General features: G+C 58.0%; 12 protein-coding genes, 1 tRNA gene and 1 pseudogene. 4 read left to right on the top strand and 10 right to left on the bottom strand.

From position 1 onward, the window contains the following. Positions 1 to 57: 57 nt before the first annotated feature. Positions 58 to 906: a sigma-70 family RNA polymerase sigma factor gene (locus AACH73_RS13010; RefSeq protein ID WP_338736196.1), complete on the bottom strand. Its 849-nt coding sequence runs from the start codon at positions 904 to 906 to the stop codon at positions 58 to 60. A 127-nt stretch (positions 907 to 1,033) separates the two neighbouring features. Between AACH73_RS13010 and AACH73_RS13005 the strand changes: the two genes are divergently transcribed. Further along, a complete protein-coding gene (locus AACH73_RS13005; RefSeq protein ID WP_338736195.1) occupies positions 1,034 to 1,342 on the top strand; it encodes a helix-turn-helix transcriptional regulator in 309 nt (102 codons plus the stop codon). Positions 1,343 to 1,393: 51 nt separating this feature from the next. Then, positions 1,394 to 1,714, top strand: a complete 321-nt coding sequence (locus tag AACH73_RS13000; protein WP_338736194.1) for a helix-turn-helix transcriptional regulator — start codon at positions 1,394 to 1,396, stop codon at positions 1,712 to 1,714. Between the two features lie 97 nt (positions 1,715 to 1,811). Here AACH73_RS13000 and AACH73_RS12995 read toward each other — a convergent pair whose 3' ends face one another. The 9 genes and pseudogenes from AACH73_RS12995 to AACH73_RS12955 all read right to left on the bottom strand — a co-directional run bounded on the left by AACH73_RS12995 (position 1,812) and on the right by AACH73_RS12955 (position 10,975). Next, on the bottom strand, positions 1,812 to 3,572 hold the full coding sequence (locus AACH73_RS12995) for an ABC transporter ATP-binding protein (protein WP_338736193.1): 1,761 nt from the start codon (positions 3,570 to 3,572) through the stop codon (positions 1,812 to 1,814). Next, positions 3,544 to 4,002: a DUF2285 domain-containing protein gene (locus AACH73_RS12990; RefSeq protein ID WP_338736192.1), complete on the bottom strand. Its 459-nt coding sequence runs from the start codon at positions 4,000 to 4,002 to the stop codon at positions 3,544 to 3,546. Before AACH73_RS12990 ends, AACH73_RS12995 begins: the two co-directional genes overlap by 29 nt. A 433-nt stretch (positions 4,003 to 4,435) precedes the next feature. After that, complete coding sequence (locus AACH73_RS12985) at positions 4,436 to 4,663, bottom strand: hypothetical protein (RefSeq protein ID WP_338736191.1); 228 nt, start codon at positions 4,661 to 4,663, stop codon at positions 4,436 to 4,438. Further along, the gene (locus AACH73_RS12980) at positions 4,653 to 5,285 is read right to left on the bottom strand and encodes an acyl-homoserine-lactone synthase (protein ID WP_338736190.1); all 633 of its coding nucleotides are present in this window, start codon (positions 5,283 to 5,285) and stop codon (positions 4,653 to 4,655) included. The genes AACH73_RS12985 and AACH73_RS12980 overlap by 11 nt, the downstream gene beginning before the upstream one ends. Positions 5,286 to 5,404: 119 nt before the next feature. Continuing rightward, the gene (locus tag AACH73_RS12975) at positions 5,405 to 6,151 is read right to left on the bottom strand and encodes an autoinducer binding domain-containing protein (protein WP_338736189.1); all 747 of its coding nucleotides are present in this window, start codon (positions 6,149 to 6,151) and stop codon (positions 5,405 to 5,407) included. Between the two features lie 476 nt (positions 6,152 to 6,627). Further along, on the bottom strand, positions 6,628 to 7,206 hold the full coding sequence (locus AACH73_RS12970; protein ID WP_338736188.1) for a hypothetical protein: 579 nt from the start codon (positions 7,204 to 7,206) through the stop codon (positions 6,628 to 6,630). 1,564 nt (positions 7,207 to 8,770) lie between these two features. Beyond that, positions 8,771 to 9,206: pseudogene (locus AACH73_RS12965) on the bottom strand (integrase core domain-containing protein); the annotation flags it as partial. Between the two features lie 1,142 nt (positions 9,207 to 10,348). Beyond that, the gene (locus AACH73_RS12960; RefSeq protein WP_338736187.1) at positions 10,349 to 10,489 is read right to left on the bottom strand and encodes a hypothetical protein; all 141 of its coding nucleotides are present in this window, start codon (positions 10,487 to 10,489) and stop codon (positions 10,349 to 10,351) included. A gap of 410 nt (positions 10,490 to 10,899) precedes the next feature. Further along, positions 10,900 to 10,975 (bottom strand) — tRNA-Ile (locus tag AACH73_RS12955). Between the two features lie 280 nt (positions 10,976 to 11,255). Between AACH73_RS12955 and AACH73_RS12950 the strand changes: the two genes are divergently transcribed. Then, positions 11,256 to 11,999, top strand: coding sequence for an SIMPL domain-containing protein (locus AACH73_RS12950; RefSeq protein WP_338736186.1), 744 nt, complete (start codon positions 11,256 to 11,258; stop codon positions 11,997 to 11,999). A gap of 76 nt (positions 12,000 to 12,075) precedes the next feature. Next, complete coding sequence (locus AACH73_RS12945) at positions 12,076 to 12,588, top strand: DUF805 domain-containing protein (RefSeq protein WP_338736185.1); 513 nt, start codon at positions 12,076 to 12,078, stop codon at positions 12,586 to 12,588. Positions 12,589 to 12,607: the final 19 nt, after the last annotated feature.

The following is a 12,607-nucleotide window of genomic DNA, read 5'->3' as shown; positions in this document are numbered from 1 at the left end:
GGTGCCCTCCGCCCAGCTGACGTGAGGCCAGACACTACGAAAAAATACATTCAGCGTCTATTCGCTCGCCGCCGTGTCTCGCCGCGCCTGCCCGCTTTTCAACAGCGGGGGCTCCTGATCCGCCAGACGCGCCGCGACAATCGCCATGCCTTTGGCGAGGTGCTTTTCGACCATGGACACGCTGATACCCAGCTCTTTCGCTATGGCCGGTGGCGACATTTCCTTTAAGCGGCGCATCTTCATGACTTTGCGACATTGGGGCGGCAGCCCCTCAATCGCGTCGAGGACAATGCGCCGGCGTTCCTTGGCCGAAAGGATTTCGTGTGCGTCAGGGCCTAAATCGGCCTGGTCGAAGGTCTCCATGTTGGCCACCAGTTCAATCGACACGATCTTTGAACGCTGGAATAGGCTTGCCGCGACATTTCGGATGGCGCGCAGGGCGTAGCTTTTCGGATGGGTGATCGCCCGCCATTTGTCAGCGGTGACAAAGTCGGCGTAGATGTCATGGAGGATTTCCCGCGCCGTCTCAGTGCTGCCCGTCATGCGACGCCCGACGGACAGGAACAGACCCTCATGTGGAAACAGGTTTGCGGAAAACCAGCAATCCATCTCACGGCGGGGCGGTCGCTTTGGGCCGGGCACGTTCCCGCCCTGTCCGAACCCCATGTAAAAGTACCGTTCGGGGACGTCGAGCGCCTCTGCACACAGAAGCAGTTCGCGATTGCCAATCCGGGCACGTCCCTCTTCAATCTCCCGCAGTTGCGTGGGAGAGACGCCCAGATGACCGGCCAGCCAGTCCTCCGACATCTGCACCAGTTCGCGGCGAACGCGTAAACGCGCGCCTACATGCCTATCAACGGCGTTTAACGGAATGCCATCTACGCTGGGTACTGGAGTGCCTGTCACCTTAACTGCCCCCTTAATGCACACGTCTGGCGTGAAATTCAGAATATGAATCATATTCCATATTTTTAGATGCGCAATATGGAGGGTGATACATGGCGAAAATTCCTCAAGCTGTGATGCTTGAGCCATGGATGTGGACGCACTAATTGGGTGGAATTTCAGACGCTTGCGACAAGAGCTTGGCTTGTCTCAAGATGAGCTGTGGCTCCGATTAGGCACGCTTGATCAAAGCTACATGAGCCACCTCGAGAATGGGGAACTCAACCCGACCAGCCGAACGATATTCCGGCTGGCTGGGGCTCTCGGCGTATCAGAGGGCGAATTGTTTCAACGTGAAGGCGTGCCCGACGCCATCTTGTTTAGCAACAAGACTGAAGTGAAAAAGACCCGATCCGGACGGAAGCAAAAGCCAAACAAGAAACAGAAAACGCCCTGAATATGGAGGGTGATTCATGGCGGATGCCACCGATTCCAAGTTGCATTAGGCATGGACGTGGATCGGCTAATCGGTTGGAATTTCAAGCGCTTGAGGAGCAAGCTCGGGCTCTCTCAGGAGGAAGTCGCCCTCCGTCTTGGAACTTTTGACCAAGGTTATATTAGCCAGCTGGAAGGCGGGGAGCGAAATCCGACTGCACGTACCCTCTACAGACTTGCGAAAGCGCTGAACGCCTCTGTCGGCGAGCTATTCGAGTCGGAAGGGCTCCCGCCAGAGATCGCTCAAAGCGAAAGTAAAGCCAGCGGCAAATCACGCGCTGGCCGTGCGCTTCCGAAAAGGAAGTCCATAAATGGCACCGCGTCAGGGACTTAGGCCGAAGGCTGGAGACCCGCAGGGGCTCCATTCACGACAGGCCCGGTTCGCGCGGCCGCGCGAAGACGCCCTTCCCCTAACCTCAAACCCAAGCCCCTCACTCCGCCCCCTGCGCCCAGAGCTGGGCATAGGCGGGTACGGTCTCTATGAGATCGACATGACGTCCGCACGCTTCCAGCCTACCCCCTTTCATAAACAGCACGTGGTCAGCCGATTGCGCCAGCCTCAGACGGTGAGTGACCATGACGAGGGTTGTGCGCCCTTCAAAGCTTTGGCGCAGGTCGGACAGGATGCGCGCTTCACTTGAGGGATCGAGCGCTGAGGTGCTTTCATCGAGGATCAGGACGGGAACCTTTATGCCCGCAACGCGCGCCAGTTCCAGCTTCTGGATCTGACCGCCTGAGAGACGCTCGCCCAGTTCGCCTACGGGGGTGGCGAGATCCAGTTCGCGCCCGGCCTCATAGAAACGCCACTGGGCCAGAAGCGCCACCAGATCGGCTTCGGTGGTGGTGGTCGGCGGATAAAGCGCATTGTCGCGCAGGGTGCGGTTTAAGAAGGTGATGAACTGAGGAACGTAGAGGACGTGGCGATAGCGGGCCCGGGCGTCGACCTCAGCCAGATCGACCCCGCCTATGCGCACCTGCCCCTGAGAGGGTAAAAATACCCCGGCCATGATCTGTGCCAGAGTTGATTTTCCGGAGCCATTTGGCCCGACGATCACGGCGAAGGCCCCGGCGGGGATCTCCACCGACACGCCTTCAACGCCTGCGGTCGTGCCGGCATAACGGAAAGACACGTCTCGCAGTTCAATCTCCGCGGCGCCCGACCGTACCGGCCCTGCCTCAACCATACCTGCACCGGCCCGCCGCAAGGCCAGCACATCGCGAATATTGGCGATGGCCCCGGCGGACTGGCTGAGCAGGAAGCCGATCCCGCTCAAGGGCAGGGCCAGACGCAGCGCGTAGGTTTCGAGCATGATGAAATCGCCCACGCTCAGACGTCCCGCCCAGACATCGCCTGCCCCTGCTACCAGAAGCCCTACGAGACCAAGGCCCAGCCAGCCGTACTGAGCGAGGGCTGTCAAAACGAGCGAGCCGGTCATCTTCTGATTGGCGATGGCCTTCTGACCGATGCCTGCGCGAATGCCGCCGACCTCAGACGTCAGGGTGCCATTGAGGACGATGCGACGGGCATTGCGCAAGACATCGCCTAAGCCTTGCGAGACGGCCGCGGCGGCCAGATTGGCAAGGCTGGCGTGCTGTCGATGACGCACCGCACCCCACCAGGATAAGACGGCATACCCGGCCAGGGTGAGAAAGAGCCCGATGGCGTAGGACGCAGGGATGACGCCTGCGATCACCCACAGACTGGCGGCGATCTGCAAGGCGAGCGGCAGGCTTCGCCAGATCAGACCATCGACGACAATCAGCAGGCTGAAGGGCAAACGCTCAATCAGACCGAGGGTGCGCCCGCTGTCGCCGTCGCGGCTGGCCGCAACGCGCGGCAATTCACCCGCCAGCGCGGCGGCGGCCAGATCGGCGCTCAGGGTGTCGATCACCCGAGTCGAAGACACCAGACGCCAGGTGGAGAGAATACCGCCACCCGCCCAGGCCCCCACAAAGACCAGACCGAGGCCCAAGACCAGAGACGAGGCGCCGGGGGGACGGCTCAGGGCATCAATAAGGGCTTTGAGGGCAAAGGGCCCGATGACACCCAAAACGACCGCCATGCCTTCCAAAACGAGCCCCCAGAGCAGGTCAGGACGCACGCCGGGGCCCAACGCATAGAGACGGCGCACCAGGGCCCAGACGACGGCCGGGTCTGAGATGTCATTGCAGGAGGGATTTGTAGCCGCCATCGACCATTTTCCTTGCATAGATGAGGAGACGGCGCACCTGGGAGTGGAGATAGTCGGAGCGACCATTCCATTCTTCGCGCACACGCTTTTCACCAAAGAGGGCCGCACCGATTTCTCGGTGACTGGCACCGGCGCACATGCCGTCATAGGCCTGCAGGGCGCGGGCCCATTTGGCGGTGCCGGCTTCAGGTGGAAACAGGGCGCGCGGGAAGCGACCGATCCGGTGCAGAGCGTCGAGACGCGCCAGGGTTTTCAGCTTGGCCGAAAAGGTCCGAAACCCGGTGACGTCAAAGTGCAGGAGGACGGGGCCTTCGGTCAGGGTGCCATGGGTTATGTCCAACTGCACCTGACCGACCTCATCGGCGAGGATCAGCCATTCATGGCCGAAGGCGTCGCGAAGCAGATCGCGCTTTGCGGACACCTCAGTCACGTCGAAGGCACCGACGGTAGCGCGGGATACCCGTTCGGCCTGAACCTGAACGATGGAGGCGTCGAGGTCCGGGGCCCAGAAGAGCCATTCGTGCTGTGGCGTGTCGGGCGCCCGCTCAGCATGAACAAATACCCCGTGAGAAAAAGGTCATTCAGCTCCCCTCGCAGGAGGGTGTGTGCCCCCTGCCCTTGCGTTGCCCAGTGATCCCCCGTCTCCCACGAGGCCATGGCCTGCAGCCCGGGTTTGCGCTGTAGCCACAGCCAGGCCCAGCGGCGTTTGTCGTAGGAGAGATACGGCTGATAGGCGGCCGTATCTCTCCAGACCTCACACGAGGGGGTGAGGCCTCCCACATGTCCGTTTTTCATCGGCACGCTCCCCGCGAGCCTTCTGCTCGCGACACAGGTTGGGCTTCAGCGAGACAGACCAGAGATCCCTACTCGGCCTGACCCTGAGGCTCATCATCAATACGGGGTGGCACCCGCCCCCAGCGGTCGACATAGGCCTTGAGACAGGTCACAAAGGCCTCATCGAGGAGGTCAGCGCAGTCAAAGAGTCCGGCTACGCGCATATCGTTGCGAAGGCGGTCAAGGCTATCAATGCCATCCGCAATCGTCTGATCGTGTCTGTCGCCGCCTTCATGTCCCCGCCGCTCAGGCGACATGCTCTTCCACGGACCGAAAGTCAGCCGTCAGAAGATCGCGCAGGCCTGTGGCCTCATAGACCCGATCACGCTGCCACGATCGGATGGGGATGGCGGCGGCCTGTATGCGCGCGTGTGTCCCAATCGCGCGGGGCGACCCTAGTCGGTGAAGGGTGAGCCCCGCGCGCTCGAAGACTGAGCGCAGGATCAGGGTCGGCATCAGCCCGATGATCTGGTCGACGCCGTGGGCGAGCCCGAACTCGATATAGCCGACAGCCAGCGACTGGCAGATGAGGCGTCGCATCTCAGACGGCAACCGGCTGTCAATGCAAAAACGCGTCCCTTCCCACACGCGCGGGGCGGTGAAGATCGATTTGTCCTCGACGAGATCGGGAAAGTGGTCGGCGAGCATACAGCCGAGATCAATGGGCGTGAGTCGACTGCAGCCCAGGACGGTGCGACCGTCTTCGGTAAAGACGAGGTACTGTGCTGCCAGAGAGTCGTATTCATCGAACTCCATGCCGTCGATTGATTTGACCGCATAGCTCTGACGCTCGATGAACTCGCGATGACGCAGCTGAAACTGGCTGAAAAACAGGTCACTGTGCGTGGATATGTCTTTATAGGAAATGAGCTTTAGCATCCCCAAACCCTCCTTCTACGGATGGTTAACAGTTATCCACAGCCCTCCACAGGTTACCACTAGGCGGATTCCTAGGGTTTCGCGAAATTGACGAAAATCTTCCCCCCCCCCAAAAAAAATCAAACCTCGATATACCCCCCCATCAGCCCCTTGGTGGCGGCCGCGGTCCGGTTGTTGACCTTCAGTTTGCGGAAGATGTTTTGCACATGAAAGTCGACCGATCCGGCCTTGATGCCCAAACGGTGAGCGATGACTTCATTCGACAGGCCATGGGCGATGCGCATCAGTACTTCCTGCTCGGTGCGGGTCAGTGCGGCCGCGGCCGGAGACAGCCTGAGCCCTGGCGGGACGAGGCGCTTATAGACGACGTAAAACTGGTGGCAGTAGGCGGCGAGCACATCAAGGTTTTCCATCTGTTTCGACCGCCTGACGGACGTCGCCAGGGCAATACCGCCCCTAAGGGTCCTCGGACCCGGGAATGGCACCCCGATGCCGTTGCACAACCCGCCCTCCTCGGCCTCGCGCAGGAAATGTCTTTGCCGACGGGTGAGCTCGGCTTGATGTTCGATATCGTTCCAGCGGAAGGGACGCACAGACCCCACGGCCCATTTGACGACCGGATCGATGCGCGCGAGCCCGTTATCGGCATAGTAGTCCTGCCAGACGGCGGGATAGGTGCTGATCAGCCCGAAGCCCTGCGCGGATGCGTCGAGATCGAGGTCGCGCATGACTGAGAAGTTCACCCGGTCAAAACCGAGGTTGGCCATCGCCGCGATAAACACCTCGAACAAACGCTCGACCGATTTGACACGGCTGGTGTCTTCGATGAACTGCTCAAGGGAATACTCACCGTTTGCATAAAGCATGACCGTCTCCGTAGCCATTGGATGTCCAACGCAACTGTCCGGAGTGGCTTGTTCGGTCTCCCACGCCCCGGCGCACTACCGGCGGTATTGGCTTGAGAGTACGCGCATTAATTGAAAATGAGAAGCGAATCCAAAAACAAACGCAAGGATTGCAAGCTGAGTGAGGCAACCGAGATACACATCAAAAAAGTAAACTTGATTATGTGGCCCTAGGTATAGCTCAGGGCTTTCAATCAGCTACCAGTCTGTAACTTCGAAAACCAGTCGGTGATCCCGATAAAGGCGGTATTCAAATTCTCCCGTGCAAACGGGGTCAGATAAACCGAACCCTATAGGCCGAATCTGACACGAAATTCGCGTTTATCGGTTTCATTGATCAAAAATCTGCATTTCAACAACCGGTTGTGTCAGGAAAGTGCATGATGTACGCCGACTCGAAATCGGTCGGCGCATAGTTGCCGCCACTAGCCCACCGGTTACTTCCATATATTTCGCACAATTTTTACCGTTCCTCCGGACATGAGGAAGGCGCTTGTCAACGCTGGCTCAACGGGTCCACTATACGTAAAGACGCACTTATTTCGGACGGGTTGTAAAACCAGCATGAATAACTGCGTCGCTTTACCTTTCTCACTACCACATTGCAGGCTTTCCATTTTGGGAAATTCACCCTGAATGTCGATCAACCCGTCTGTGTTTCGAAAATACCATTGTCCGCGGGCATTGGGCGTGATCCAGACGATACATTCAGCGCCGCCTTGCAGTTTTCTGCAGTGATCAAACTCTATCAGGCCTCTAGCCACAAAATAGCGAGGGAGCTTTCCTTGGCTACCGTCCTCGGCGATGTCTTCAAGGCTTGCACGCAAGTTCTTACACTGTGCTGGAATAATATCGAGGAATTTTCTCGCTTGGTCGGAAGTATGGACCTCGGCTTTATCCCAATAGCTCTGGTGAATCTGACATGAGGCCGGATCCCCTGCCCAAGCCGCACCCGAATCAAAAAACAATAACCCTCCGAGAAGAATGCAAATGACGCTCAGAATGACTCTGGACATGGCTCCAACTCCAACGATCCCCAACGTATTGTACTGTCATATACTCTAATACTATCAGCGTGAGCCCCCTCCAAGTCAGTCATTTCAAGAACGTCCCCTACGGTTTTAAGGTTCTTAAACTGTTGCTCCAGATTACCCGTTTTGACGGTCAACATTAGGTCGCTGTAGCTAAATGTTGTGTATGTGTCGCATCCAGCGTTTGACTGCCTCTCCTTCCAGCGCGGTGTGGCGAGCCTCTGTATGAGGTCTTTGGATGCCAATTCTGGAGCAACAGGATTTGTCGGCGTGCGGCTTGGTTTGTCGGGAATTGGGGCGGGCGCGGACGCAATAATCGGCTCGGATTCAACCCCAGACCCTGTTGTGGGGGGCAATGGGTCTGTCACTCCTGCTTCGCTCGCTCTGGAACTCAACGACGCTTTTGTGGCCTGCGCAGCAGGTACGCGAACGTCCGGCGCTTTCTGGGCGACTAACCCTACGACAGTGACAATTGCCGGAACAAAAATGGCCCACCATTGAAGTGAAAGAGTTTTCCTCTTTACCCAACGATCGAACTCGCGATCCTCGCGCATTTCGCCTTCTTTTGGCAATTCCACCGACACGGACATGCACTCCACCTAGGATTTAGCCACCTTAATCGAACGCCGATATCTTGGCCACTCCTCTGAATTGTTGAAATACAAATTCTCCCGAGAAGCGTGCCCAAAAAGCCATATAATGAGGAGCAGATCAGCGCCGATCGGGTATCAATCGCCAAAGCCGATCAATCACCCAGATCCGACGTTCCGCGGCAAACAACAGCATGGCACCACCGACCGAACTGGTGCGTCCGCCATCAAAAGCAGCTGTTATTTTCTTGCGGGAAACGCTTTGCAATTCAAATGGAAGATCGGCATCTTGGTACCTGGCGGACGTGGCCTTGGCAGTGCTGGAATTAATTGTGGGTTAGACCCCCAAAAATCTGTTCCGAAACAACGCCATACGCTCGACCGCTGCATCTTTTTACCCCCGCCGTGAACCATCCCGGCTAACTATGGGCTTTCCAATGACCTGGCTACGATCTTTAACTTTGGCTCTCGCCGTGACAAGCAGCGCTTCTAATGCCTTCGCCACCGTACGGGACGTCCCCTCGGCGAAAGTGAATGCCTACCTGATCGGATGGTACACGACCGATCTCCTGGTCCAGTTAAGCACGCCTACCATCAATCCGGATAACTGTTCGTCCGGCGACCTGTATATCCTGCCCTCAGGCTCTCCGCAAAACCAAAGCATAACGGCGGCGATCATGAGCGCGGAAGCAACCGGCAAATCGGTTAAGCTTGTTATTGACGGATGTGCAGCCAACCGCCCCAAAATCGTTGGTATCTGGGTGGGCCAAGTTTAGTCCATATTCTAGATTGCTTTCGCCACCCGAAAATTTTGCTCGGTCGACCTTGCCCCCTCGCTTTTTTCCAGGCTTGAATTCGCTCCCGCGGTTGGTTTGGCCGAAATCGGCGTGGGGGTGAGTGTGGGTCGCAGGCGCGGACCTGCGCATTGAGCGCAGCGCCTGATCACGACGCGGGGTGAATTTTCTGGCGTACTCCACGGGCGTCAACCAGCCGATCCGCGAGTGCGGACGATTTGTATTGTAGTCGTTGCGCCAGGTCTGGAGAACGACGCGGGCATGAGCCATGGAGCTGAATAGCGTCTCATTGAGCAGTTCATCTCTCAGCCAGCCGTTGAAGCTTTCCACGAAGGCGTTCTGGTAGGGCTTGCCAGGAGCAAGGTAATGCCACTCGACCTGGCTGCGATCGGCCCAGGTCAGAATGGCGTTGCTGGTGAACTCAGTGCCATTGTCGCTTACAATCATCTTCGGCTTACCTCGCTGGGCAATAATCTGATCGAGTTCGCGGGCAACATGCCCGCCAGACAGGGAGGTGTTGACAACCAAGGCCAGACACTCCCGGGGGGCAGTCGTCGACCACGCAGAGTATGCGCAATCGCCGCCCGTCGGTCAGTTGATCTGCGGCTGGAGGGGGGCCCAAAGTTGATCCGTGGCGGATTGAATGGCGAGGCAGGCTTGAACGTCAATTGCACCGTTTTTCGGCCCTCCGCGCGATTTGAGGGCTGTGCACCCGCCAGATTTCAAGAAATTCGTGAGCAAAAAAATTTCGATGGAACGTGAGGCGACGCGAGTCCTGGCCGACAAATATCAATCAGGCTTTGCTGGGCCAGATTTTTGCTTGGCAAAACTTGAACGCCGCCCGCGGTGAAAAGAAGCGAGAGTCGGCGAAATGGCGATGGTCATTTAGGCAACGATAGGCAAAGATTCGCGCTGTAAGTCTGCACCGCCTCAGTGTCTGCAAGCTCCGCAAGGAAGATCCGATGAGTAACCAGCCTCGTGTTTTCAGGAAGACAACACTTGAGATGGCCGTTCGCGTCCTTCAGGACGCTGGGCTTCCCATCTGCGGTGCCGAGATAACCGCGGATGGCCTTGTTCGGGTTCTCACGGCACCTGCCACAGCACCGGTTGAAAAAGCCAACCCTTTCCTTCAACGCCGCGATGACCTTAGAAAACCTCAAATACATCAAGCGATATAGAGATCGGCACGGAAAGGTACGGTACTACTTCCGCAAACGGGGCGTGCCGTCAGTAACGCTTCCGGGCACGCCGCTTAGCCGCGAATTTATGGAGACATATTTCAAGGCCGCAGCTCTGCCTTCGAGGTCCCCTGGTTCGGAAAAGAAAAAGGCTCCGAAGCAGGACAAGACAGGGTCTCTCGAATGGGCGTTGACCCGTTGGTACGGATCTTCGAAGTTTCAGTCGCTGGAGCCACGGACCCGCCTCCACTACAGACAAATGATGGAACGCGAATTGGCGGATTATCTCGATCTGCCAGTCACTGAGGTCGAGCCGATCGTCGTGCAAAGCTGGATCGATGACATGAGCGACCGGCCAGGTGCGGCCAAGTCGTTTCTGAAGCGGCTAAAAACCTTTTTCCGGTTTTGTGCGGCTCCCACCTCTAAAATCCTCACAAGCAACCCGGCGCAGTTCGTCGAAGGTCCCAGTTATGAGAAAAAGGGTTTCACGGCGTGGGATGAGGCCGATGCGGCGGCCTTCGAAGCATACTGGCCCTTAAACAGCAAGCAGCGTCTGGCTTACGCGTTAATGTCGTATCTGGGGCAGCGCGTCTCCGACGCCGCTGTCCTGGGAGCGGCTCATGAGATACCAGGCGGCATGATCCGGGTCGTTCAGGCCAAGATACGCGCCGGCAAAAAACGGGTGACCGTCGATATCCCGATTCATCCCGAACTCCGGCGTACGATTGCCGCAAACAAGGCCAGCGCGAAAACCCCTTACCTGCAGACAGACTACGGTACGGGCTACAGCATCAAAGGGCTCGGCAACTACATGAGCGAATGGGCCAAGGAGGCCGGACTGTCTGAGGGTAAATCATCCCATGGCCTTCGCAAACTGGCGGGCTCACGTCTGGCCGAGGCCGGGTGCTCCGAGAAAGAAATAATGGCGGTCTTAGGCCTGTCCTCGATCAAAGAAGCCGCGCTTTACACCGCAGCAGCGAACCAGAAAAAGATGGCGAAAGAGGCTATGAAGAAAGTCCGCACACGCGAGGCTCAGACGAAGAAGTGTCTAACCCAAGTGTCTAACTCACTTCGGCGACCAAAAAAGATTGCAAAAACAACATCTTTTGGGGAAATTGGTAGGCGCGGAGGGACTCGAACCCCCAACCAGACCGTTATGAGCGGTCGGCTCTAACCATTGAGCTACACGCCCGCACCAAAGGCAGGGGTTGCGTGCCTAACACGCTCACGCCCCGATTTAAAGCCCTGTATCGGCATTTTCAACACCCCAGACACGGCGGTGAGGAAGCTGACGCGAAATCGTCAGGCGGGTTCATGCGTCGTTCACACGCGCACATGGATTATTGACACACAGGCGGGGCATCTTCCGCCCTGTGGCGGTCAAGCCAGGGTCATAAAGAGGTCACGGAGGACCGCCAGACCCGTTTACCAGCGCTTGCGCGCCTAAGAGACAGAAACGAAGAGAGACACTTATGAAACGGATGTTCGCGGTTTCCGCCGCTGCCCTCGCCCTGATGACCGCCGCCGCACCGGTGATGGCCCAAACCCCGGAAGCGCCGATGGCGGAGCGCATGGCGCATCACCCTATGGGCACCCTGCTCACCCTGTCGGAAACGGCCGAGGTGCGCTCGACGCCGGACGTCGCCTTCATCACCTTCGGCGTCGTCACCGAGGCCAAAACCGCCGAAGAGGCCATGAAGCTCAACGCCCAGAAGATGAACAGCGTCTTCGCCGCCGTAAAGGCGCAGGGCATTGCCGACAAAAATGTGCAGACGACCGGCCTCAGCCTCAACGCCGTCTATGATTACCCGCAAAATGGCGGCACGCCGACCTTGCGCGGCTATCAGGCCAGCAACCGCATCAGTGTGCGCGTCGAAGAGGTCAAGAAGCTGGGCGGGGCCATCGACGCGGTGGTCAAGGCCGGCATCAACCAGATCGACGGCATCTCCTTCGGCCTCAAAGACCCCTCGGCCGCCGAGGACAAGGCACGCATTGAGGCGACCAAGACCCTGATGACGCGCGCCGAGCTTTATGCCAAATCGCTGGGCAAGACGGTGAAGCGTATCAAGTCGCTGAACGAAAACGCCGCCATGTCCGCGCCGCCGCCCATGCCGATGGTCCGCGCCATGGCCATGAAGGCCGAGTCCGATACCGCCATTGCCGGCGGCGAGGTTTCGACCGCGATGACGCTCAATGCCGAGTTCGAGTTGGAATAGGCCTTACTCTGAACGCATGACAACGCCCCCCGGTGAGTGATAGGTTACCTGTCACAACCACCGGGGGGAGTTTTGTATGTGGCGTTTTCTGTTGTCCACCAAAGGGCGTACCGCGCGCCTGCCCTATGCGTTGTTTATGGTATCGACATCGCTGGCTTTGTTTGCGGCCTATGCTTTTCTGTTACCGGGAATAATCAATACCGGCATTTCTATCGCCAGCCCGGTTATTAGCGTCTTCGGGCTGCTGGCCTTTGTGTTGATATGGCCCAGTTACGCGCTGTCAGTTCGACGCCTTAAGGACATGAATACTCAGACGTGGCCAGCGGCTTTTTTCCTGCTCTCCTTCCTCATCTCTGGCCTTTCCGGCGCGCTTCCATTCGCTGTCCCTGTCGTTTCGCCGGACGGCACCGGCATTAATCCAGATTACGAACACATCGCCCGTGTGATAGGGACGGCCGGCAATATCATTCATTGGCTAAATAGAGCCCTTATCCTGATCCTCTGCCTCATCCCCGGCACTAAGGGGCCCAACCGTTACGGCCGGCCGCCGGGACAAAAGGCCGCGCCCGACCTCAGCGTCTTCGAATAGGCTTGCCGCGAGCGTCCCT

Source organism: Asticcacaulis sp. DW145 (assembly GCF_037101385.1).
Classification (GTDB): domain Bacteria; phylum Pseudomonadota; class Alphaproteobacteria; order Caulobacterales; family Caulobacteraceae; genus Asticcacaulis; species Asticcacaulis currens.
This window is presented reverse-complemented; position numbering and strand designations above follow the sequence as displayed.

Excerpts from the sequence above, each read along its gene's own strand:
- AACH73_RS13005 (WP_338736195.1), top strand. The coding sequence starts at position 1,034 with ATGGATGTGGACGCACTAATTGGGTGGAATTTCAGACGCTTGCGACAA.
- AACH73_RS13000 (WP_338736194.1), top strand. The coding sequence starts at position 1,394 with ATGGACGTGGATCGGCTAATCGGTTGGAATTTCAAGCGCTTGAGGAGC.
- AACH73_RS12995 (WP_338736193.1), bottom strand. The coding sequence starts at position 3,572 with ATGGCGGCTACAAATCCCTCCTGCAATGACATCTCAGACCCGGCCGTC.
- AACH73_RS12985 (WP_338736191.1), bottom strand. The coding sequence starts at position 4,663 with ATGTCGCCTGAGCGGCGGGGACATGAAGGCGGCGACAGACACGATCAG.
- AACH73_RS12980 (WP_338736190.1), bottom strand. The coding sequence starts at position 5,285 with ATGCTAAAGCTCATTTCCTATAAAGACATATCCACGCACAGTGACCTG.
- AACH73_RS12975 (WP_338736189.1), bottom strand. The coding sequence starts at position 6,151 with ATGCTTTATGCAAACGGTGAGTATTCCCTTGAGCAGTTCATCGAAGAC.
- AACH73_RS12970 (WP_338736188.1), bottom strand. The coding sequence starts at position 7,206 with ATGTCCAGAGTCATTCTGAGCGTCATTTGCATTCTTCTCGGAGGGTTA.
- AACH73_RS12960 (WP_338736187.1), bottom strand. The coding sequence starts at position 10,489 with ATGAATCGGGATATCGACGGTCACCCGTTTTTTGCCGGCGCGTATCTT.
- AACH73_RS12950 (WP_338736186.1), top strand. The coding sequence starts at position 11,256 with ATGAAACGGATGTTCGCGGTTTCCGCCGCTGCCCTCGCCCTGATGACC.
- AACH73_RS12945 (WP_338736185.1), top strand. The coding sequence starts at position 12,076 with ATGTGGCGTTTTCTGTTGTCCACCAAAGGGCGTACCGCGCGCCTGCCC.